Here is a 21,494-nt window from a genome sequence, read left to right as displayed (position 1 = left end):
TGGAAATAAAAATCCACACTGCCCGCCGCGATTTTAATTCGATGTCAAGTGTATTTATATTAATGTTGAAAATAAATTACTTAAACGCACACCAATCCCTTAACTTGGGTGGATTGAGCCGCTTCCACCCTGTCCGGCAAGCGGTGCGCCAGCGCGTGCTCGCATACTTCGCGCGAAAAGGCGTTGGCTACCGCCTCGGCGCACCAGTCGCGGAACGAGAAACGGAAGCCGTGTACGGTGATGTCATCAAATTGCATGCGGCGCAAGACCTCCGTCAAACTCATATCCGATAACGGCGTGCCACGCTTGCGACCCGAAAAGACGACCTCGCCCTGACGCGGCACTGCGCGCAATAGCGCAAGCGCCTCACCCGACAGCGGCACGCGATGTTCCTTGCCTGCCTTCGTGCGTTGTGTTGGAATCGTCCACAGCGCTGCCTCCAGATCGATCTCCTGCTACCGCGCGCCCCTGACCTCTCCTGAGCGCGCAGCCGTCAGGATCGCAACGCCAGCGCCCGGGCAGCGATCCTCTCATTGTCCAGTATGGTCCGAATAGGTCCGAGACTGTTTCCCGCACTTTTCCCGTACCAAACAAAAAAGGCCTACACCACATCAGTGTAAGCCTTTGATATCAAACGAATTCTTGGTGGGAAGTGCAAGTTTCGAATTAGAAACAAAGTAACCATAGATCACAATAGCCTACGACAGCGCAAGCTGAAAATTGGTAACTTTCAGTACCTTCTACGCTAAAGGCATCTGACGCCACCTTCCATTGCCCCAAGTTTGCCCCAAGTTCACCAAAAGTACCACGAGCATAAGGAGGAAATTCAAGAGCAGAATGACAACGCTTTAGCAATTTCCTTTCAATACACGACTCTTTCTTCCGCCAGTATAAACTACGCCCTCCCCCGACATACCCGATTGAGGCGTCTCCATTTTTCGCACACAGGCGCAACTTCTACCGCGATTGAAAAGGGTTATCACGTTTCATATACGCACGGAGGGATGCAGCCGCCGCCATCCGCGCGCGCGGAGGGCGGAAAGCGGCAGCGCCGCCGTCCGCCTGACAATCAGTCCGGCGGTGAGCGCCGGGCAAAATGGCTTATGCGTTGCACAAGGCTGGCGGCAACCACACGGTACCCGCGAGGGTGCGCTCCGCAGCCTCGGCTGCCGCTGCCTTCTTCATTTTTTCCAGCGGTACGGCCGACTCGGCAGAGACTGCCTGCGTGAGCACCGCCATCATCTGCTCCTTCGAAACATGGTTGAAGTAATCGGCAGCGGTCGGCTTCCACCACTTTCCCATGTCCAGCCGCAGCGCCGTTGCCAGCACGGCATAGTCGGCGCAGGGGCCTTCGCGCTGCTGCGTGGTGTCGAGCGAACTGGCGACGCAAAACGCCAGCATTTCCAGCACTACTGCCTGCGGCTGGCCCGTGAGCCATGCCAGCCAGCTCTCGCTATCGTTCGTGGTCGACAGTCGTTCGACCAGCTCCTGCCTTCGGGCGTCAAAGGCCTGCGCCGCCGCGCCCTTCTTGACAACGTCCGCCAGCATGGGCCGGGTAAGACTGATCTTCGCCGCCGTGCCGTCAGCATAGGTTTGCAAGACCCTGCGCATCAAGGTATAGGTCAGGTAGCGCAGCGCCACCTCCCCCTGATCCATCATTTCCGCCTGTAGCGCCGCCGTGCGCTGCGATGTGAGTTCATGTGTCAGGCGATCCGAATGCACAGATTTCGTGCGACGCGGCTTGACCGAGTTGCCGTTAACTCCCGTCAACACCGCCATCTTTACTTTGTCGGTGGGCCGGATCAGGTCGCGCTTGACCACCAGCGCGCCACGCTCGTCAATCACCACCACGGCCCCGGCCAATGCCGCATCGTCCGCATGCGGCACGCTGGCTCGTGCGACATCGATGGCGCGCCGCTGCGCCGTCAGTTCATCCTGTTCGGCGGCCAAGGCAGCGCACGCTTCCTCGTCACCCTCCGCGTCCAGCGCTTCAATACGTTCCTCCAGCAACGCCAAACGCTCATCGAGTGCAGCCACACAAGCCAGCTGTTCGGCGCTCAGCTCCATCAAAATGGTACGTACGCGGCCAAATTCGCTGAGCGCCGCATGGTCGGCCCGGGGCAGGATTTCGACCCAGCCCAGCCCCTCTTTCATCAGCTTGGCGCGCTGTTTTTCCATCTTCGCCAAGGCAAGGCGCTCCAGCAGTGCCACGTCGCTGACATAGCCGGTACCGTTATCGCTGAACAGGTCACGCGTGACCGTACCACCGGCCTTCTCATAGACATTCACACCGACATACAGTGCCAGCCTGTCGGTCTTGATGTTGATCTGCTGCGCAGTCAGCAGGCGACGTAGTTCGTGGTGGGAGCGATTGAACTGGCCCAGGCTATCCCATGCCTGTTCCTGTGCGGCATGGTCGTCGCTGATGGCAAGCGCCATCATTTGCTTGAAGTCCGCCGCGTCGTTGCGGTACAAATCGAGCAAGCGCGGCGACACGTTCGCCAGTTTCAGGCGGCGCTTGACTTCGAGCACGTCCAGACGGAAGGCCAGCCCGATATCCTCGATGGCGCGGCCACGCTGGGTCAGTTCCAGCATGGCTTCGAACACATCGGCCGGATGCATGTCCACCCGCCCGAGGTTTTCCGCAAGGCTGAGGTCGATGGCCTCGTCTTCATTGACCAGCAGATATGGAATTTGATAATCATCCGGTAAATCGCCGTCGGCGATCAGTTCGCCAATGGACATCAAGCGGCGACGGCCTGCCACGATCTCGATGATGCCGGTTTCCACGCCATCGAGCAGTTGACGAAAGCCGATGAGATTTTGCAGCAGTCCCTGCGAACGGATCAACGCTTTGAGTTCAGCGTGATCGACCTGCTTTCGGCGCACGTTGAGCTTGCTTGCCACCATGCGGCTGTGACTGGCCGTATGGATGGTGGCATGCTGGGTGATCTGCGCGATGGTGTCCGCAATGACTGACAAATGGAAAACGCCATGGACGATCGGCGAGTCGGTGTCGATGGATTGTAAGGTGTGCATGATGACTCCTTGTCTCAGGTAAGTGGGTGCCGCGCCGTGGTGTCGGCGTGGCCTACTGCTGGGTCCATGGCAGTTTCGCCAGAAGGCGAAAAGCGGCATTCCGGACCACGAATGCCGCTGGCTGCGGCCCCTAATCGAGCGCCGCACGGATCATGCCGGCATTGCTCTGCTGGAAGATGAAGGCGGATAAAAGGTAATAGGCCTCGCCAAAGCACTGTCCGCCATTCATGAAGGACAGATTGCTGTACGCCATGGCGCAGGCGATGATGCCCGCCGTATTGGCGCTGACCTCCCCTTCAAACATGTTCTCGCAGGACAGACGGAACGTGCTGTCGGTCTGCGGTGCCATGTAAAAGCCACCATTCGACAGAGTGAAAAAGTCCCAGTAACCGCCGTTATAGTCCTTGCTCATGCGGCCCAGCATGTCGTAGACGGTGTTTTCCAGCAGGACGCAACGGAAGCCTGCCACCCTCGGCAGGCATTCCATCCGCTCCACTTCGCTGGTGACCAGCGTGGCGGTAATCGGCGTATCGGACAGCGGATGTTTCAGATGTACATTGGCAGTGGTTTGCATGGTCTTTCCTTTAAAAAAGTTGATCAAAGAGAGGTTTTGCAATCTGATCCTCTCGCTCGAACTCTCTCGCTCCCGCCCTGGGGCGGGCGGGGGGGTGGGGAAAGCCTTGCCCTCACGGGCAAGGTTGGAATGGGTGGGGTCCAAGGCAGCGAGGTAAGGGGACGCTACTGTCCCGTTCCGTATGTTTATCCCCCCACAAGCCCCCCTCACTTCAGCTGGGGGGGCTTGTGGGGGGATTGCAGGAACGGGATACCTGCGGCCCGTGCTGCCCACCTGGGGTTGGGCACCCGGCGCGCCGGCTTCACAGCGCAAGCGGCGGCGCAAGGGCTGTGCCAGCGCTGTTGGCTGGCACAGCCCTTGACAGCACCGGGCGCCCCTGGAAGGAACGCGGCCAGCTTCATAGCGCAAGCGGCGGCTCACGCGGCGTGACAGCGGGGGCATGCTGGCGCGCCGTGTGAAAGCGGACCTTCCTCACTTCAGGCCCTGTATATGCCGGCGCGGGTCAGCAAGGTTCCCCTGGACAGCACGCACAGGGGCCGAGCGCAGCGCTGGAGCGCCAGCGGAAGGACAAGGGACTGAGCCCGCCCATGGCGGGTCGAGACAAGGCCTTTTGTGGCTCGATTCACGAGAGGCCCGGTTTTCGGCGCACGCCGAAAATGGCCCAAACCACCACCAGACATACCAGCTTATCGCCCCCACTATCGGACTGCGAGCAAAGCGAACCCGGAGGGCCAATGGTCGCCCTGCCGAACACGCGTTGCCTGCGGTAAAGTGAACATGAACAACGCCCGCACCGGCATGAAAGCCTGACCGCCGTCACCGACGCATTAACGGCGGCACGCCTCGATCACAAAGCCGAGAGCGATCAGTTACGCACCGATCTGGCCAAAGCACGCGACAAAGCAGAGCAACAGGAAGCCACGGCGCGCGCCGAACTGGCCAGCGCGCGCGGAAGTGGCCGCATTGCGCGGCAAACTTGATGCGCTGGCCGGCCCAGTACCAGCCAGCAAGGCACGCCCCAACAAAAAAATGGATGGCCAGGCAGCCAAATAGAAACAGAAGACGTGGCTTGCCCGCCAGGCGTGCATTGATCTGGCACAGCATTCCACATCCAGTGGGCCGCGGCGGCCAGCCAACACAACTCGCATGAGAGTTACAGCAACAAGCAGACGTAAAGGTATTGGTAAGACAAAAACTGACGCATCGCTAGATACGCGACGCTCAACCCAGAACGGGGGGGTACGGGATTTTGTGTAAACGGGTTTTCGTTTAATGCTGCGACATCCGGTCATCGAACTGGATCGTGAAGCGATTTAGCGCTCCTTTCCAGTCCCGTATTGGCATCGTCCATTTCTTGCTGATGTTGTTGAGCGCCAGGTAAAACTGCTTGCTGACGGCTTCATCGGTGGGGAACGAGCTGCGGGTTTTGATGACTTTTCGCAGGCTCATATTAATCGATTCAATGGCGTTCGTGGTGTAGATGCGGGTGCAACCACGTGCGGTTGCACCCGATACAGTGGCTTCGATCAATTTTCTACAAGGCCACGCATGCTCTCCACCTGCCCTTTCGACCCCGCCGCCGCGCTTCGCCGGCGCGCCAGCGAACCCGAATGGCGTCGGTTCCCCTCCCTCTGGCAGACCTTTCCAGCCACGAAGCACGGCTTCCTCGACAGCGTGGTGCAGCTACAGACCGGGGCACCCAAGGCCGTCACCGCTGCGGTCGCTTCGGCTGCGCTGGAAAAATTCTTCTCCGAACACCGGCCCCAGGCACTGTACCCCTATGTGTGGGTCCGCAACGCACAGAACCTCGTCGCGGACGCGCGCGGGATGCACCACTGGCTCCATGAGGTGCTTGTCAGCTACGACGCCTCGGACATGCCCAAGACGGCGCCCATTCGCTTCGACAACGGCGTGCTGCTGACGCTGGACACGTCCCAGTTGATGTTCGGTAACACCAGTCGCTATGGCGCTGGCACCCAGGATTTGGTGCGACAGTACTGCGCCTACTTGCATATTGGGCCAGCGCAGCGCAGCGTGGCCGAGCTGGACGAGGAAACTGACGATGAATGCGAACCCGAGCCGGCGTCCGGCCCCAACCCTTGAATGGAGAACCACATATTGTGATCGTGGCACCAGGGCGATGACAGCCGCGCATCGGAGTATGCAAGACACCCTTCTTGACCGGAGTGTCGTCATGTGTGATCCTGTGCATGTCGGCGCTTCGCCGAAAGGAGTCCGTCCATGCTCGATCATCCCGTCTTCCAGACCATCGCCACTGTCGCCCGCACCGATCCGGAAGCGGGCGCCCAGGTCTGGGGTGCTGATCCGCATGGTTCCGTCTGGACCCTGGAACAGGCGGATCAGGGCGGAGCCTGGAGCTATTGGGCTCAACATGGTGACACTCCGCAGCCGATCGGCATGTCCGTCCTGGCCGCATCGGCCGATGCGTCGAAGACGCATCTCTACCTGTACGGTCTGGATGCTCAGGGTAAGCTCTGGGCTTCGATTGAGGATCCATCCAGCGAGACATGGAGTCCATGGCAGGGACCGGGCTATGCAAGTCAGACGCAGACGTTCACGGCCGTCACCGCAGCGCATGACGAGATCTGGTGTCTCGATGCGTCGGGGACGATCTGGACCTGCTGGGGATCTCCGGGTTCTATGAGCGGATGGGTCGTCGCATCCACCCCCTTCGGAGCCGCCTCTTCGATCGTGGCGGTTACGCGGCACGATGGTTCCGTGGCGCTCTATGCGACGGACCGGTCAAACCTTCTATGGAGCTGTTGGCAGACCTCCGAGGCCGGACTTTGGACCAGCTGGACACAGGTTCCCCTATCGTCTGGACAGACCCCGCAACTGACGGCATTCGTCGGAGTCTCGACGAACTCAAGCATCGTCATGCTCTGGGGCACCGACACCGCAGGATCCGTATGGTATCTTCCTCTCGGTGCAGCGACGGAGGCGCCCTGCTGGCAAGGGCCGTCCTGGAACTCCCAGCCCGCGCCTGTCGGGCCCATCGCGGTCGCATCTCAGAACGATGGCAGCCTGATCCTGTTCGGCGTCGGGTCGGCACATGCGCTATGGGATTCGTCGCAGAACGTCGATGGTTCATGGAACGGATGGTCGCGTAGGGTGGTGCCGTGCATCGGCGATGCCTTCGTGCTCGACAACCGAAGCGACGCAGAGGCGTTCTTCCTGGCGGGACCTCCTGCGAGCTGGAACGGAGAGAACGGAGGGGTGCATACGCTCGTTCTGCCCGGCATGGGTCTTCTCAGATTCGCCGATGGTCCTCCGGAATACAGTCCCAACCAGGTCAACCCCAACGCCCGGATCCTCTGGCCGATCACGCTCTCCGATACGCAGGGCGGTCGTGGAGGCGTATTCCACGACCTCGACCCTCTGCTGATAGGCATCGACGATGGCGGATCGTACTCGATCACCACCCAGGGAGCGACCAATCCCTCATGGACCGTATCCGGACCGATCCGGGACGGGGAGCCGTGGATCGACCGCAAGGTCTACAGGCCCGGCGAGAGGATCGTCGTCAACTACGACACCACCTTCTACGGAGGGCCCGTCGATCTCTGCATCGTCAGGTCCAGCGAGGCCTATCGGGCCAATCCCCAGCCGGTCGCGATGCAGTCCGTCAATGGAAAGGGGACGGTCGATTTTCCCGTTCCCGATGCCGGCGGCTACGTTCTGAAGGGCTGCATCGATGGGCGTGCCGTACTCGGCCACGGCCGTCTCATGGTCAAGTCGGGCTCACGATCCATGCCAGCCGGCCGTCACATCATGAGCACCACCGCAGCTGGATCCGATACGGCACTGCACATGATCGTGACCGTGATGGATGCCGGGCACCGTTCCATGTGGCATGGAGTCGGGATTCCTGGTTCCGATGCGATCACATGGACGCAGAGTGCGGGCGGAGAGGACTTCCCGGTCGCGGAATCCGAGATCGTGCTCCATTCCGATGGCAGCCTTACGTACTTCGCTCTGGATGGAGACGGTCGCATCAGGATGAAGCACGGTGACGATGCATGGTCGTCTGCAGGATGGAACGGACAACCCGTCGCCTTCAGCGATCTCAGTGCATCGCACGAGAATGGCATTCTCGCCATCTATGCGCTGGACGAGAGCGGCTCCCTGTGGTCGTCCGCCTTCGGTGGCACGTCATGGGGATCGTGGCAGGCTTTCGCGGCTTCGGGCATTCCCACCTTCGTCGACATCAGTTCTGCAGCGGGATACGTCGCCGGAGTCGATGGATCGGGTGAGTTGTGGTTCTCCGCACCGGGATCGGCCTCATGGGTCCAGGCGGTCGGTGGGAGCGGTTCCTTCCTGCTCGTCGACATGACATGGGATCCAGCCGCATCGCAGGCCAGTCTCTGGGTCACCGACGGAGAAGGAGGAATATGGTCCGGTGCCATCGTCCAGGGCGCTGCCACCATGACTCGGCTTCCGACCACAGGACCATTGGCCTTCACGTGTCCTGTTCCGGTGACAGGCGACTTCTGCGTGGTGCAGCAGGGCGCAAGGACGTTCGTGTGGGCAGTATCGGGCCTCATACAGATCTGGGGTGGGGTTCTCGGCGAGACGATGTGGGATGGTCCCACCTGGGGAGGTCTGAGACTGGAACCAGCCCCTCCGATCATGTCGGTGGCCGCCTTTGTCGATGCTCCATCGGGAAAGCAGACCATTCTGGTCGCTGCCCTCGACCTGTCCCGAGCATCCGGCACCAGTCTCTGGACTGGGAGCCTGGATGCGTCTGTCAATCCTCCGGAATGGGATCTTTGGAATCCGGAGCCCGCCCCCGACGGCCAATCTCTGATCGCCGAGATAGTGGCCGCACATGCAGGAGCTTCGCGCGTATGGGCACGCAATGCGGCAGGTCAGTTCTTCGCCGGATCGTTGTCCTCGGGAGATCTCACGTGGCAACCGGCGATGACCGGGATCGCTGCAAGGATTGCGGCGGCTCTTCTTCCGGATGGAACAGAAGCGGCGTGGATCGTACGTCCCGATGGCAGCGTCGAGCAGGGCGTTGCGGTCTCCGGTGCGGTGAACTTCTCGCCGGTTCCGGGCGTCGTGGCGCGTGAGATCGCCGCCGTCTCTTCAGAGGCGGCCTCCCTGCGGCGGACTCTCGTAATCGGAGTGGACCCATCTCGCGTACCCTTCGACTTCTACGCATCTTCATCCACGGTTCCCGTCGTCCGCTCTCCCGCATTCGGCATTCCTGCGCCATCCGTGATGCTGATGTCGATGGAGATGGGAACATGGAGCGGCGGTTCGAAGCTCAGGGCGTTTGCTCTGGACGCCGACGGGTGGCTTTGGTCCGTCGCCGAGGATGGTTCGGACAACTGGGGTTCGGCATGGGAGGGTCCCCGATGGAAAGGACAACCCGCACGATTCTCCAGGGTCCAGTGTTCCGGCGATGTCGTCTTCGCGGTCGATACTGCCGGACTGCTCTGGCGTCTCGATGCATCCACGGACGTCTGGGAGGGACCGGATTGGGGACATGCGTCGATGCTCTCCAATTCCAATCCCCCGCTTACATCCTCCACGTTGCATTCGGCAGCACTGCTCGCTGGCTCTGAAGGTGATGGCATCGCGACTTCGAGGCGTTCCACCCAGCCGCTCGTGAATCCCTCCAGCAGAGGAGGCCGATACGTCTACGGCTTCATGATAGAGGCCGAGGACCGGACTTCGGTCTTTCAGGTGACGCAGCCGGCCCCTGGTTCGCCTGGACAGTACTTCCTTAACGGACCGACGGACGTGTCATATCCGAACGATCCCATTCTCTATCCGGCGACCGGCACACGCATGCCGATGGGATTCATCAAGAATCTCCTGTTCCCGGCCACCAATAGAGAACAGGCGACACAGGGCGCATTCGAGATCGTCACGGTGCAGCAGACCACGAGCAGGCCGGTCGTGACCAGATTCTTCCGCACGGTCGCGTCGGCGCCTTATGGTTCCGTACCGGGGCGGATGACGCGTCACCTCAGAATGAATCCCATCCTCGCATTCTACCCGGGTGATTCTTCGACGGACAGGGATCGCTACAGGAGGATGACGGCCGCTGCCGTCGTCATGATGGTCAACCTGTTCGCCAGGTTCTCGCTGACCGTGGAGGTCCTGCCGGTGCAGGAGGTCGAAGTCGGTTCGATGGTCAACTTCGACCTGTCTCTCGAACCGACGGCGTCCCTGCTCAAGCAGCATGCTCGTGATGACTCAATCAACGTGATCTGGGCCACGGCTGCGACGGGCCGCTTGGGCGCCGGCATAGCCGGAGGTCTGCCCGGCGTCAGGAGCGCTAATCCCGACTTCACCTACTTCGGGGTTCTTGCGCTCCTGACACCCATTATGATACAGCCATCGGCCGAATGGCTCTCCAGGAACACATCGCACGAGATCTGTCACTTCCTCGGGCTCACTCATGAGAGTTCGCGCAATGTCGCCAACAATCTGATGCTGACGAACGTCAATGTGATCGGCCCCAATCTGGAGGTCGATCAGCTCTGGATCGTGCAGAACTCCGTGATGGCGGAGGAGAGGATCGCCTACTCCACACCTGATCAGGGCATCTCGATCATCGAAGTGCGTACGTCCACCCAGAACGGATGGGGCCTGTTCGACGGGCCTGGCACGGATGTGACGATGAGGATCAGTCTCCTGAGGACCGATGGCTCCATCGTCTGGACCGGAAATCTCGGAGAATCCTTCGCGATCGAGAGGGCGTTCAGCGCGGGCAACAATGATCTGTTCCACTTCTCCCTGCCGAAGTTGGACCTGTCGTTGTTGGCTACGGCCAGGATCGAGTGGGCCGGCAGCATCTTCAGCTCCGGCGACACCTGGTCGTCGAACGGCTTCCATGTCAGGCTGTTCAACAATTCGCGTGCTCTCCTCGCGACTGCCGACGTCTCGCAGCCGTTCTCCTTGAGCTACGGCTCTCCCTATCGATCGGCACCCGTGGTCGACGTAGCGTAGTCGTTCGCCGGGTCGCGCTTTCTTCAGCGCGACCCGGCGAGGCTCATCCCTCGTAGGCCTGCACGACGCCGATGTCCCGGGCTCGATGCCGATCGTGGAGGAGGTCGTCCACGAGTGGTTCCAGCAGCAGCTGGTCGAGACCGTCATGAGCGCATCGGCGCTCAAGCAGGGCGGACGCTGGAGCAGCCAGGAGATCGAGAAGCTCTGGGACGACACCGCCCTGACCGCGGCGATCCTTCCGCGCTATCACGTGGAATGTCGATCAAGCGGGCGCTGGGCCAGCGCCTGGTGACTCTCAGGATCGACTGAAGGACCTTTTGTAGACGTTCACGCCGTCCGAACACTACATCTATCTAAGTTCGTCCAGCGTCACGATGCCATCCTGTACGGAGCTATTAACCGGGCGTTTCGGCACCCTTGGTGGTAGCAAGCTGCTCCCGTACGTTGCCCGATAAAATCGCTTGTGGTTGATCGCTAACCTCTACGGAACACCCACGAGCTACCAACACCAAGACGAGCACCTGCAGCTCAACTACGGGAACGAATTATTGGGCTGCCGGGCCATCTTCTTGTTGGATACATACCAGCGGGTCATCGGCATCGCGAGCAGTGGCCCAAATTGCGGCTCACTACCTTAAATGTGGGCCATCTCTATCCACTGTCCAACGCTAGCAACACGATGTGGAGAATCTTCACTTGACTGACGAAGCGCAGCGGCAAGCGTGCAAGCGCGGCCCTGTAGGCCCACTTCAAGCTGGCCTTCAGGCGAGCGCAGTTGTATGGGATAAGCCCAACGGCTAAGGGTTACGCGCAGCGTAGCCCTTATTGAGTGACATTCGTCCCAAGTACCAGGCATACATGCCTAGCCATGTAGCGCCCCGCACGCCATCCCACTTGCCTGTTTTGATGCTCGTAGTCACAGTTGCATACCTATATTTGCGCCTGAGCCGCAAAATTACGCTGGATTCGCAGACCGTCCAGCGACTGGTGCTTGTCCTGCCAAGCTTTCACCCACAAAGGCTGCCGACCGCGCCCACTCCACTGCTGCTCGTGATTATCGGGATTGCGGTACACCGTAAGCGTAAAGCCAGCGCCGTCTTGAACTCTGCGTCGAATTGCTAGATGATGGCATGACACCGCTGGGAAGCGGCGTGTTGTTTAAGTCGAGGCGAACTGCGCGGCACAGTTCCAGGGCAGGAAGTCGTCGACCCGGTTGACCGGGTGCTCGGCGATGTTGGCCAGCACATGGCGCAGCCAGGCTTCGGGGTCAACACCGTTGAGTTTAGCCGTGCCAATCAGCGAGTAGATGGCGGCAGCGCGTTCGCCACCGCTGTCGGCGCCGGCAAACAGGTAGTTGCGGCGGCCGATGGCGACACCGCGCAGCACCCGTTCGGCGGCCGAGTTGTCGATCTCGATGATGCCGTCGTCGCAGTAGCGCAGCAGCGCCGGCCACAGGTTCCGCGCGTACTGTATCGCTGCCGCCGTGTCCGATTTGCGCGAGAGTTTTTCGAGCGTTGTGCGCAACCAGCGGTCGAAGTCGCCGAGTAGCGGCCGCGCCCGCTGCTGGCGCACCAATTTCCGTTCGTGTGGTGGTTTGCCGCGTATCTCGGCTTCGATCACATACAGTTCGGCGATCCGGCGCAGTGCCTCGGTGGTGATGGCCGACGGCCGGGCCGCGTGCAGATCGTAGAATTTTCGGCGCGCATGCGCCCAGCACGCCGCCTCCTAAATCGTGCCATCGACGTACAGCGCGTTGAAGCCGGCATACGCATCGGCTTACAAGATACCGTTGAAGTTGGCCAGATGGGTTTGCGGATGGATGCCCTTGCGGTCCGGCGTGTAGGCAAACCAGACCACCGCCGGCGTGCTGTCGCCGGACGCGCTGTCGTCGCGCACGTAAGTCCACAACCGCGCCGTCCTGGTCTTGCCGTTGCCCGGGGCCAGCACGTGAATCGGGGTATCGTCGGCGTGCAGCTTGGCACCGGCCAGCACGTGACGACGGATCACATCCACCAGCGGGCGCAGCAGTACGCGTTCCAGCTCGACACCTTCGCGGGCATAGATCACCGATTGGCGGTACAAGGGTAGATGGTCGGCGAACTTGGCCACCAGGATGTGTGCCAGCAGGCCCGGTCCGGCAATGCCACGCGCGATCGGTCGGCTTGGCGCGGGCGCTTGCACGATGGTGTCGCAGCACTTGCACGCCAGTTTCGGACGCACGTGGCGAATCACGCGGAAGCTGGCCGGTATGAACTCAAGCTATCCCCCTGTGTCAGGATAGATGTCGCGTCACTTGATTCAAATTCATCCAACCGGGGGCGGAGCAAAGACATGCAGTGAAACGCTACTCAGCAGAACGCAAGGAAGCCATTCTCAGGCGGATGATGCCGCCGGAGAACAGGTTGATATCCGAACTGGCGCGGGAGAATGGGATCTCGGAACAGACGCTTTATACTTGGCGACGAAATTTGAAATCGCAGGGAGTGCCAGTGCCGGGAAATGGGAAGAATGCCGAGGAATGGTCCTCGAAGGACAAGTTCGGCGTGGTGCTGGAGACGGCGCACCTGAACGAAGCGGAGCTAGCCGAATACTGTCGCAGCAAGGGGCTGTTCGTTGCCCAGATTATGCCGTGGCGCGCGGCATGCCAGGAGGCGAATGCCCACCAGGTTGATCGCGATCGCGAGCTGCTTGCGCAGAGTAAGAGCGACCGTAAAGAAATCAAGCAGTTGAAGAAGGATTTGCAGCGCAAGGAGAAAGCACTGGCTGAAGCGGCCGCGCTGATCATTCTCAGAAAAAAAGCCCAGGCGATCTGGGGGGAGCCAGAGGACGACTGATAGGCGCCCCAGATCGCCAATTGGTGACGGCGTTGATTGAAGACGCTGTCGGCCTGGGGTGCCGGCGTGCAAAGGCTTGCGAGATGCTCGACATCAGCCTGCGCACCTATCAGCGCTGGACGCAGGAAGACGGCCATGGCAAGACGGACGGCCGTAAAGGCAGCCGACGCACGGCGCCGGCTAACAAGCTCAGCGAAGACGAGCGGCGGCAGATCCTCATGCTCGCCAATAGCGCTGAGTTTGCCAGCAGTCCGCCTAGCCAGATCGTGCCGACGCTGGTGGACCAGGGCGAGTACCTGGCGTCGGAGTCGACCATCTACCGGATCTTGAAAGCTGAGCAGCAGCAACATCGTCGGGGACGGGCAAAGAAACCGAACACAAGGGTCGCGACGAGCCACTGCGCGACCGAAGCGAACTGTCTGTGGGCATGGGACATCACTTGGTTGCCAGCGGGTGTGAAGGGGCTGTATTTTTACTGGTATATGGTGCTCGACATTTACAGCCGCAAGATCGTCGGGCATGAAGTCCATGTTGCCGAGTCGGCGGAATTGGCGTCGCTATTGCTGCGCAAGGCCAGTCTGGCCGAGGGGCTGGCTGGTCGGGCGGTTGTGCTGCATTCGGATAATGGCAGCTCGATGAAAGGCGCGACGATGCTGGCGACACTGGAAAAACTGGGCATCGTGCCGTCGTTCAGCCGGCCCCGGGTGAGCAACGACAATGCCTACGCTGAGTCGTTGTTCCGGACCTGTAAATACCGCCCAAACTATCCCAGCAAGCCATTCGGCGATGTCGATGAAGTACGCGAATAGACACTGCAATTCGTGCAATGGTACAACCACCAGCACAAACACAGTGGCCTGAAATTCGTGACGCCGGCATAGCGCCATGATGGTCAAGATGCCGCGATCCTGCGGCACCGAGAGCACGTCTACGAGGCTGCGAAACAGCGACGTCCGGAGCGATGGTCCGGCGCGACTCGGGACTGGAAATTGAAGGACGAGGTTTGGCTGAATCCCGAACGAACTCAGCCAGAAGCACTTAAACAAGCCGCATGACTTGACGCGACATCTTTGTTGACAACTACCGGTTAGGCTGTCAGCGCGTCGCTACAAGGCGGACGGAATGGGGGATCGTACAATGGGAGCGGCAAGCGCAAGGCGACAAATTGCGGCGGCACATTGGCATCCGCCACCAGCATGGAAAAGCCGCCGAAGGCGGTATCAGGGAAAAACTGAAGGTGGTCAACGGCGTGCAATGCCTAGTGGCCGGACTTGCCGGGCACGTCGTTGTTGCGATCATCATGATCGACATCGCCGCTGTGCCCCAGATGGATATGCTCATGTGCGCTCGCATCCGGGTCGAGCTGGCCAATATGCTCCATCTCATGTGCAAGGCGAACGCTACTGCCCGTCCATGCGCCGCTATTCATCATGGACATGACGAACATAAAAAAGGCGAGGTAGTGGGAGAGTGACTTGCGCATTGCCCGGAATGTATCACGACTGCCATGACTTTGCGAGTGCTACTTGCAAGAGAAAAATTTCACCACAACACATGAAAAACATTTACATGAAAAACATTTAGTAAACAATGGAGTCGACAGTTTTTACAATCATCGCAACATTCAGACATGCGGAAGTCATGGAAACCATCGCTCTACAATGCATTCTGCTCGTTGTAGATCCACTACGTCAACCATCACGCTTATCAAGGGAACGTCTTGGAAAATGGAAAATAATCACGCTAAGCTATTTTAGAGCAGCTCAGTGCCAGCTAAGTCAGCTTCGGTAGTCTCTCCATTGCGCAAATACCTGCGTTCCTTTTGGAGAATCACCATGAATCGCTACAGCAAACTTTCTCTTCTGGTTGTCGCCATCGCCACTGCGGGCACCGTCGCCTATGCTGCCCAAGGTAGTATGGAAAACGATGCCATGGCCATTGCGAAGGCCAAAATCCCGCTTGTACAGGCTGTCACCACTGCCGAGCAACACGCCAACGGCAAGGCTGCACGCGCCGAGTATGAGAACTCGAAGCAAGGATGGGTCTATGACGTGGAGGTCGTCAGTGGGGCCAAAGTCTTTGATGTCAAGGTCGATGCCGACAAGGGCACGGTCATTTCGTCCGCTGAAGACAAAGCGGATCACGATGACGACCACGACAAGCAAGACTGACTACACGCCAGTATGATCGGGTCATCCCCTTGGGGATATCCGACCACGGAGATCCTATGGAAGACTACAATTACGCACTATTTCTCTGGCTTAATGCACCAGAATACCCAAGCACGCTGCTGCTAGCCTTCGCCACCTTTTTCGCTGAGTATGCCATTTGAGGGCTACCGGCCATCATCGGGTTCGGTGGATGCGTAAATGATTGCATCTATGACTGGGCTAAGTTTGACTGGCGATACTTGTATCAAAACCCATATGCCTTGGACGGAGATAACTCTATGAATACGCTGGCCACACATCCCACATCAAATTGGCTCAACAAAGTTCCCGAAGTGACGCTCACGTTCTGGATCATCAAGATCATGTCCACGACGGTCGGAGAAACAGGAGCCGACTTTTTGGCTGTCAATGCAGGCTTCGGCCAAGGCATGACGCGCACAGTGATGGGCGCGCTGTTGGCTGTTTCCCTATTTATGCAGTTGCGTACGCGGCGCTACACGCCCTGGATTTACTGGCTTACGGTCGTGCTGGTCAGCGTGGTCGGCACTCAGATTATTGACCTACTAACCGATGGGCTAGGCGTGAGCCTGTATGTCAGCACGTCGGCATTTGCCGTGGCGCTTGCGGGGATTTTTGCAGTTTGGTTTTGGGTGGAACGCAGCTTGTCCATCCATGAAATTTTCACGCGACGTAGGGAGTTGTTTTACTGGTCGGCCATTCTCTGCACATTTGCATTGGGTACTGCGGCAGGTGACTTGGCGACCGAAGCGCTTGGCCTAGGCTTCACATGGGGGGCGGTGTCGTTCGGCACACTGATCGCTATCACCTATGCAGTATTCCGCTTAGGCGGTAGCGCCGTACTGACTTTTTGGATTGGCTACATCCTGACTCGCCCTTTCGGTGCAGCGTTTGGTGACCTGCTGACGCAGGCCAAGGCCTATGGGGGCCTCGGTATGGGTGCCATGTGGACCAGCGCTCTATTTCTGACCGTGATCGTGATGCTGGTGGCCGTTGCGCAGTTCAGCGTTGGCAATCGCATGAATGCACAAGCCGTCGAATAAACTCTATCTAATAATTCAAGGAAAAATCATGCGCCATCTGCATTCGATAACTCACTCCGTTGCCACTCTATCGGCCATCGCTCTCTTGGCCCTTGCTGCTGGCTGCTCAAAGTCCACCAACACCGGTACGGCAGGCTCTGCTTCATTAGCAACAAGTCAGGCTACTTCTGCGCCGCAGGCAAAGACTGCATCCAAGCTGGGGGACCTGTCTGCGTTTCGAACCATAGCAGCAGAGGTTGCGACCATCGTAGATAAAGGCGATCTGCCAGCTGCTAAAACGCGGATCAAGGAGTTGGAAGTTGCATGGGACTCGGCGGAAGCAGGCTTGAAGCCACGTGCAGCGGCTGACTGGCATTTGCTCGACAAGTCCATTGACCGCGCCCTTAGCGCCCTACGTGCAGATGCGCCCAGTCAAATCGACTGCAAAAAAGCTTTAGCTGACCTGTTGACCATTTTTGACTCCCTCCAAGCCAAGTCCTAACTAGCAAACAGGAATTGAGATGAATATTTCAACAGAAAAAGCATTAGGCAAAGTCCCAGAAGTGACGCTCGCTTTCTGGGTCATCAAGATTGCAGCCACCACGCTCGGCGAAACAGGTGGCGATGCCGTTTCGATGTCGATGAATTTGGGCTACCTGATTGGTACGGTTATTTTCTTCGCCATATTTCTGGCGGCGGTCTTTGCGCAAATTAAGGCCAAGACCTTTCAGCCCTTTCTTTACTGGACCACTATCATTGCAACCACTACGGTCGGCACGACGCTGGCTGATTTTGCAGACCGATCTCTCGGTATTGGGTATGCTGGTGGCTCCACCTTGCTTATAGCTTTATTGTTCGGTTCCCTGTTTATATGGCATCGAACGCTAGGTTCAGTGTCGATCAGCACGCTCAGTTCGCCGAAGGCCGAGATGTTCTATTGGGTAACCATCATGTTTTCTCAGACCCTGGGAACGGCACTGGGCGATTGGACAGCGGATTCAGCAGGCTTGGGCTACACCGGCGCCGCCATGGTGTTCAGCGCGTTGTTGGCCTTGATCGTTGCAGCTTACTATTGGACAAATGTATCGCGGACCCTGCTTTTTTGGGCAACATTCATTTTGACCCGCCCTCTCGGAGCCGTAGTGGGGGATTTTTTGGATAAGCCGCTCAGTGCAGGCGGTCTGGCCCTGAGTCGTTACTCAGCATCAGCGGCACTATTCGCCTTCATTTTGACTAGCATTTTGCTATTCAAGCAAAGGGCTGCCAGAACGACGCATTGAATTATCGGTATAAGTAGGAGGAATAATGCGAGTATTGCTGGTCGAAGACGACACCATGATTGGCGAAGCTATCCAAGGGGCGCTGAAAGATGCCTCTTATGCGGCCGACTGGGTAAAAAACGGTCAAACTGCCCTCACGACACTGAGTTGCCAGCACTATGACCTGGTGCTGCTCGACCTTGGACTGCCTGGCAAGGATGGGCTGGAGGTGTTGACCAACATCCGCGCCAAGGACAACCCCGTTCCACTGCTCATCATCACCGCCCGTGACGGCCTTGATGATCGACTGCGCGGCTTGGATGGCGGGGCCGATGACTACGTGCTTAAGCCCTTTGAAATGGCCGAACTACTGGCCCGCATGCGCGCCGTGCTACGACGCAAGGGAGGGAGCGCAACGCCCCTGCTCAGCAACGGCGTTGTCTCGCTCGATCCGGCCACGCGAGAGGTCGCAGTCAACGATAGTGCCATGGTGCAACTATCCAACCGTGAGTTCGCGTTGTTGCAAGCCTTGCTGGCACGTCCCGGTGCAATTCTTTCCCGCAGTGATCTGGAAGACCGTATCTACGGATGGGGTGAAGAGGTGGAAAGCAATGCCGTCGAATTCCTGATCCATGCACTGCGGCGCAAACTAGGCGGCGAAATCATCAAAAATGTCAGGGGGGTTGGATGGATGGTTTCAAAAAACGCTTGAACGAGTCAGTCCAGTTCAAGCTGTCGTTTTCGCTGTCGCTGGCCATTTTGGTCATCGCATTGGTAGCAGGCATATTTTCTTTCCTATCAGCATTCGACGAAGCCCACGAGTTGCAAGACGACATGCTGCACCAAGTTGCGGCGCTGTTTGATCGACAACACCTCCAGCCTGCACATCTTGGAGACGATGGACGTGTCAAAGACAGCGATGAAGAGTCCCGCGTCATCGTCCAGTATCTAGCAGATGACAGCAAGGCGGCCGAAAAAGGAGCGGAGGGAGCACCGCTGCCACTACCAATCACGCTACGCGATGGTCTGCATACCATTGAAGTCAACGGCGAGCCGTTCCGTGTGTTGGTTAAAACAACGTCCAACGGCAGGCGAATCGCCGTGGCGCAAGAAACCGGCGTTCGAGATGAAATTGCACGCGACAGCGCCTTGCGTACCTTAATGCCGTTACTGATTTTGGTTCCAATCCTGCTTTTGATCGTGGCTGATCTTGTGCGCAAGATGTTCCGGCCCATTGCTTCTTTGTCGGCGGAAATCGACCAACGCGCCGAACAGGAATTGCATCCAATCGAGGAAAAGCATCTTCCTGCTGAAGTGCGCCCGTTCGTGGTGGCGATCAACTGTTTACTTGTCCGAGTTGACAAAGCGATGGAAACACAGCGCCGGTTTGTCGCGGATGCGGCGCATGAGCTTCGCTCTCCGTTAACCGCCTTGTCACTGCAAGCCGAGCGGCTGGCCGAAGCAGATATGCCTGACCTTGCACGTGAACGTCTCAAGACATTGCGCCGAGGCATCGAGCGTGGCCGGAACCTATTGGATCAGCTTCTCATCTTGGCCAAGGCTCAGTCTGCGCTCGACCTACCCGAGTCGCCCGTATCGGTGCAGGACGTCTATCGACGTGTGCTGGAAGACCTTATGCCTCTGGCAGAAGCCAAACACATCGATATTGGTGTTGAAGGAGAGCAAGACGCCCAACTCTGGGTTAACGAACTGGACATGATTGCCGTCGTCAAGAATTTGGTTGATAACGCCATCCGTTACACGCCGGATGGCGGCAGGGTCGATCTTTCTGTCGTAGAGGAAAAAGGTCGCGCAATATTGCGAATCAAAGACTCAGGACCAGGTATTCAAGTCGTAGAACATGATCGGGTGTTTGACCCGTTCTATCGTATTCTTGGGAGCGATCAGGTCGGATCAGGTCTGGGCCTTACCATCGTTAAGGCGGTCACGGATCGGATTGGCGCTGAGATTCAAATGGGATTCTCAGACGAAGTGAAGCATTCTGGCCTGTGTATCTGTGTGCTCATGCCGCTGGCTAAACCACTTTAAGGAAATATATGGCGACATCAACTGGCTGGTTCTATTGGGCAATTCTATCCGCCGTATTTGCAGCACTGACTGCTATTTTTGCCAAGATAGGAATTCAGAGAGTCGATTCTGATCTGGCCACCTTGATCAGAACGGCGATCATCATTGTCGTACTGTCCGTCTTCGTGACTTACACGGGCAAGTGGTCCAATCCCTTCGAGCTTTCGTCGAAGACTTGGTTGTTTCTTGGGTTGTCTGGCCTAGCCACTGGCGCGTCTTGGGTATGTTATTTCCGGGCACTCAAGATAGGTGAGCTTCCCCTGAAATTTCGTCTTCCACAGGTGACGTAAAATAACGTTACTTTGGAAGAGTTAGAAATGAAGAAAATACCGAAACAGGCATACACGGTCGAGTTCAAAGAACTGGCCGTGAAGCGCGTGGTGGCGAAAGACCAAGCGATTCCGGCGACAGCCAGGGAGCTTGGGCTGAGCGACCAGACGCTGCGCAACTGGGTGAAGGCGGCTGCCTCGGGCCAGCTCAAGGGGGCTGACAGCAAGGTGGTGACGCCCGACGCGATGGAGTTGTCTCGGCTGCGAGTGGAGGTCGCGCGCCTGAAGCGGGAGAACGAAATTATAAAAAAGCAGCGGCGTACTTCGCGCGGGATGTTCTGTGAAGTATGCCTGGGTTGACCAGAATACCGAGGTATTCGCGTTGACCGAAATGTGTGCCGTGCTGGACGTGAGTATCAGCGATTATCGGGCATGGAAGCGTGGCGGCACGCCTGGCCGTAAGCGCTTGACGGACACCCAGACGTTGACGGTGATACGCGCCATCCATGCTGAACTCAAAGGAGCTTACGGCAGCCCGCGCATGGTGCGTGAACTGCGGCTGCGGGGCTTCACAGCTGGCAAGGAACGTATCGAGAGGCTCATGCGTGAGAATGGCATTCGCGCCCGTCATAAGCGGCGCTACAAGGTCACCACGGACTCGAAACATGGTCTGCCGGTGGCGGAGAACCTGCTCGACAGGAACTTCACGCCGAGCGCTCCTAATCAGGTCTGGACGGCGGACATGACGTATCTTTGGACCGACGAAGGCTGGTTGTATCTGGCCATCGTTCTGGACTTGTTTAACCGGGAAGTGATTGGCTGGTCGCTCAAATCCCGCATGACCAGCGATATATCATCAGGGAACTCTACCCATTTATTCTGGACGATTTGGTGAAGGCAGCAGTTATTTCTTGACATAGGAGCGTCAACGCCCCGACAGAGAGCTGGTTTAACAGCGTCAAGAATGAGCGGTACCATGGCCATCGCTATGAGACGCATGCCGAGATGAAGGCCGCCACCTTCGAGTACATTGAAGTCTTTTATAATCGCAAACGACAGCATTCAACGCTTGGCTATCAGTCACCAATCCAGCATCTCGAAAACTGGGAACGTGAGCATTGTGGTGGTCAAGTAATTTCGGACACAACAATAGGTTCGCGTGCTGCCATTTTCCGTTCATAGACGGTGGGTGGCAGATTGCCCAATGCTGAATTGATACGCTTGCAGTTGTAGAAG

15 protein-coding genes and 4 pseudogenes are annotated in these 21,494 nt (G+C 58.3%); 13 read left to right on the top strand and 6 right to left on the bottom strand.

Annotated elements, in window-relative coordinates:
• Positions 1 to 80: 80 nt before the first annotated feature.
• The 4 genes and pseudogenes from ACQ4W6_RS25110 to ACQ4W6_RS25095 all read right to left on the bottom strand — a co-directional run.
• Complete coding sequence (locus ACQ4W6_RS25110) at positions 81 to 443, bottom strand: tyrosine-type recombinase/integrase (RefSeq protein WP_436569885.1); 363 nt, start codon at positions 441 to 443, stop codon at positions 81 to 83.
• Between the two features lie 658 nt (positions 444 to 1,101).
• Complete coding sequence (locus ACQ4W6_RS25105) at positions 1,102 to 3,039, bottom strand: ParB/RepB/Spo0J family partition protein (protein ID WP_436569884.1); 1,938 nt, start codon at positions 3,037 to 3,039, stop codon at positions 1,102 to 1,104.
• Positions 3,040 to 3,169: 130 nt separating this feature from the next.
• Complete coding sequence (locus ACQ4W6_RS25100; protein WP_436569883.1) at positions 3,170 to 3,613, bottom strand: antirestriction protein; 444 nt, start codon at positions 3,611 to 3,613, stop codon at positions 3,170 to 3,172.
• Between the two features lie 1,269 nt (positions 3,614 to 4,882).
• Positions 4,883 to 5,095 (bottom strand): annotated as a pseudogene (locus tag ACQ4W6_RS25095) (transposase); the annotation flags it as partial.
• A 66-nt stretch (positions 5,096 to 5,161) separates the two neighbouring features.
• Here ACQ4W6_RS25095 and ACQ4W6_RS25090 point away from each other — a divergent pair.
• The 3 genes from ACQ4W6_RS25090 (at position 5,162) to ACQ4W6_RS25080 (ending at position 10,889) form a co-directional block, all read left to right on the top strand.
• Positions 5,162 to 5,716, top strand: coding sequence for a hypothetical protein (locus ACQ4W6_RS25090; RefSeq protein ID WP_436569882.1), 555 nt, complete (start codon positions 5,162 to 5,164; stop codon positions 5,714 to 5,716).
• A 138-nt stretch (positions 5,717 to 5,854) separates the two neighbouring features.
• On the top strand, positions 5,855 to 10,597 hold the full coding sequence (locus ACQ4W6_RS25085; protein WP_436569881.1) for a PLL family lectin: 4,743 nt from the start codon (positions 5,855 to 5,857) through the stop codon (positions 10,595 to 10,597).
• A gap of 85 nt (positions 10,598 to 10,682) precedes the next feature.
• Positions 10,683 to 10,889 (top strand): hypothetical protein, encoded by a 207-nt coding sequence (locus ACQ4W6_RS25080; RefSeq protein ID WP_436569880.1) that lies wholly within the window; start codon positions 10,683 to 10,685, stop codon positions 10,887 to 10,889.
• A 638-nt stretch (positions 10,890 to 11,527) separates the two neighbouring features.
• Here the strand turns inward: ACQ4W6_RS25080 and ACQ4W6_RS25075 are convergent.
• Both ACQ4W6_RS25075 and tnpC read right to left on the bottom strand, forming a co-directional pair.
• Positions 11,528 to 11,671, bottom strand: a complete 144-nt coding sequence (locus ACQ4W6_RS25075; protein ID WP_436569879.1) for an H-NS family nucleoid-associated regulatory protein — start codon at positions 11,669 to 11,671, stop codon at positions 11,528 to 11,530.
• 84 nt (positions 11,672 to 11,755) lie between these two features.
• Positions 11,756 to 12,856: pseudogene (gene tnpC / locus ACQ4W6_RS25070) on the bottom strand (IS66 family transposase); the annotation flags it as partial.
• A 77-nt stretch (positions 12,857 to 12,933) separates the two neighbouring features.
• Between tnpC and ACQ4W6_RS25065 the strand changes: the two are divergent.
• From ACQ4W6_RS25065 to ACQ4W6_RS25020, 10 genes and pseudogenes are all read left to right on the top strand, one after another.
• Positions 12,934 to 14,486 (top strand): annotated as a pseudogene (locus ACQ4W6_RS25065) (IS3 family transposase).
• 110 nt (positions 14,487 to 14,596) lie between these two features.
• A complete protein-coding gene (locus ACQ4W6_RS25060) occupies positions 14,597 to 14,905 on the top strand; it encodes a hypothetical protein (RefSeq protein ID WP_436569878.1) in 309 nt (102 codons plus the stop codon).
• 361 nt (positions 14,906 to 15,266) lie between these two features.
• Positions 15,267 to 15,602: a PepSY domain-containing protein gene (locus tag ACQ4W6_RS25055; protein ID WP_436569877.1), complete on the top strand. Its 336-nt coding sequence runs from the start codon at positions 15,267 to 15,269 to the stop codon at positions 15,600 to 15,602.
• Between the two features lie 278 nt (positions 15,603 to 15,880).
• Positions 15,881 to 16,663, top strand: coding sequence for a COG4705 family protein (locus ACQ4W6_RS25050; RefSeq protein WP_436569876.1), 783 nt, complete (start codon positions 15,881 to 15,883; stop codon positions 16,661 to 16,663).
• A 28-nt stretch (positions 16,664 to 16,691) separates the two neighbouring features.
• Positions 16,692 to 17,144 (top strand): hypothetical protein, encoded by a 453-nt coding sequence (locus ACQ4W6_RS25045; RefSeq protein WP_436569875.1) that lies wholly within the window; start codon positions 16,692 to 16,694, stop codon positions 17,142 to 17,144.
• Between the two features lie 19 nt (positions 17,145 to 17,163).
• On the top strand, positions 17,164 to 17,922 hold the full coding sequence (locus ACQ4W6_RS25040) for a COG4705 family protein (RefSeq protein ID WP_436569874.1): 759 nt from the start codon (positions 17,164 to 17,166) through the stop codon (positions 17,920 to 17,922).
• 25 nt (positions 17,923 to 17,947) lie between these two features.
• Positions 17,948 to 18,613: a response regulator gene (locus tag ACQ4W6_RS25035; RefSeq protein ID WP_436569873.1), complete on the top strand. Its 666-nt coding sequence runs from the start codon at positions 17,948 to 17,950 to the stop codon at positions 18,611 to 18,613.
• Positions 18,589 to 19,950: an ATP-binding protein gene (locus tag ACQ4W6_RS25030; RefSeq protein ID WP_436569872.1), complete on the top strand. Its 1,362-nt coding sequence runs from the start codon at positions 18,589 to 18,591 to the stop codon at positions 19,948 to 19,950. The genes ACQ4W6_RS25035 and ACQ4W6_RS25030 overlap by 25 nt, the downstream gene beginning before the upstream one ends.
• A gap of 8 nt (positions 19,951 to 19,958) precedes the next feature.
• Positions 19,959 to 20,279: an EamA family transporter gene (locus ACQ4W6_RS25025; RefSeq protein WP_436569871.1), complete on the top strand. Its 321-nt coding sequence runs from the start codon at positions 19,959 to 19,961 to the stop codon at positions 20,277 to 20,279.
• 27 nt (positions 20,280 to 20,306) lie between these two features.
• Positions 20,307 to 21,440, top strand: a pseudogene (locus ACQ4W6_RS25020) (IS3 family transposase).
• The last annotated feature ends 54 nt before the right edge of the window (positions 21,441 to 21,494 follow it).

The sequence above is a fragment of the Janthinobacterium woesei genome (assembly GCF_051380875.1).
Taxonomy (GTDB): Bacteria; Pseudomonadota; Gammaproteobacteria; order Burkholderiales; family Burkholderiaceae_D; genus Janthinobacterium.
This window is presented reverse-complemented; position numbering and strand designations above follow the sequence as displayed.

Coding starts and splice junctions, on each gene's coding strand:
- ACQ4W6_RS25040 (WP_436569874.1), top strand. CDS start 17,164: ATGAATATTTCAACAGAAAAAGCATTAGGCAAAGTCCCAGAAGTGACG.
- ACQ4W6_RS25055 (WP_436569877.1), top strand. CDS start 15,267: ATGAATCGCTACAGCAAACTTTCTCTTCTGGTTGTCGCCATCGCCACT.
- ACQ4W6_RS25105 (WP_436569884.1), bottom strand. CDS start 3,039: ATGCACACCTTACAATCCATCGACACCGACTCGCCGATCGTCCATGGC.
- ACQ4W6_RS25080 (WP_436569880.1), top strand. CDS start 10,683: ATGCCGATCGTGGAGGAGGTCGTCCACGAGTGGTTCCAGCAGCAGCTG.
- ACQ4W6_RS25030 (WP_436569872.1), top strand. CDS start 18,589: ATGGATGGTTTCAAAAAACGCTTGAACGAGTCAGTCCAGTTCAAGCTG.
- ACQ4W6_RS25045 (WP_436569875.1), top strand. CDS start 16,692: ATGCGCCATCTGCATTCGATAACTCACTCCGTTGCCACTCTATCGGCC.
- ACQ4W6_RS25050 (WP_436569876.1), top strand. CDS start 15,881: ATGAATACGCTGGCCACACATCCCACATCAAATTGGCTCAACAAAGTT.
- ACQ4W6_RS25085 (WP_436569881.1), top strand. CDS start 5,855: ATGCTCGATCATCCCGTCTTCCAGACCATCGCCACTGTCGCCCGCACC.
- ACQ4W6_RS25100 (WP_436569883.1), bottom strand. CDS start 3,613: ATGCAAACCACTGCCAATGTACATCTGAAACATCCGCTGTCCGATACG.
- ACQ4W6_RS25035 (WP_436569873.1), top strand. CDS start 17,948: ATGCGAGTATTGCTGGTCGAAGACGACACCATGATTGGCGAAGCTATC.
- ACQ4W6_RS25025 (WP_436569871.1), top strand. CDS start 19,959: ATGGCGACATCAACTGGCTGGTTCTATTGGGCAATTCTATCCGCCGTA.
- ACQ4W6_RS25090 (WP_436569882.1), top strand. CDS start 5,162: ATGCTCTCCACCTGCCCTTTCGACCCCGCCGCCGCGCTTCGCCGGCGC.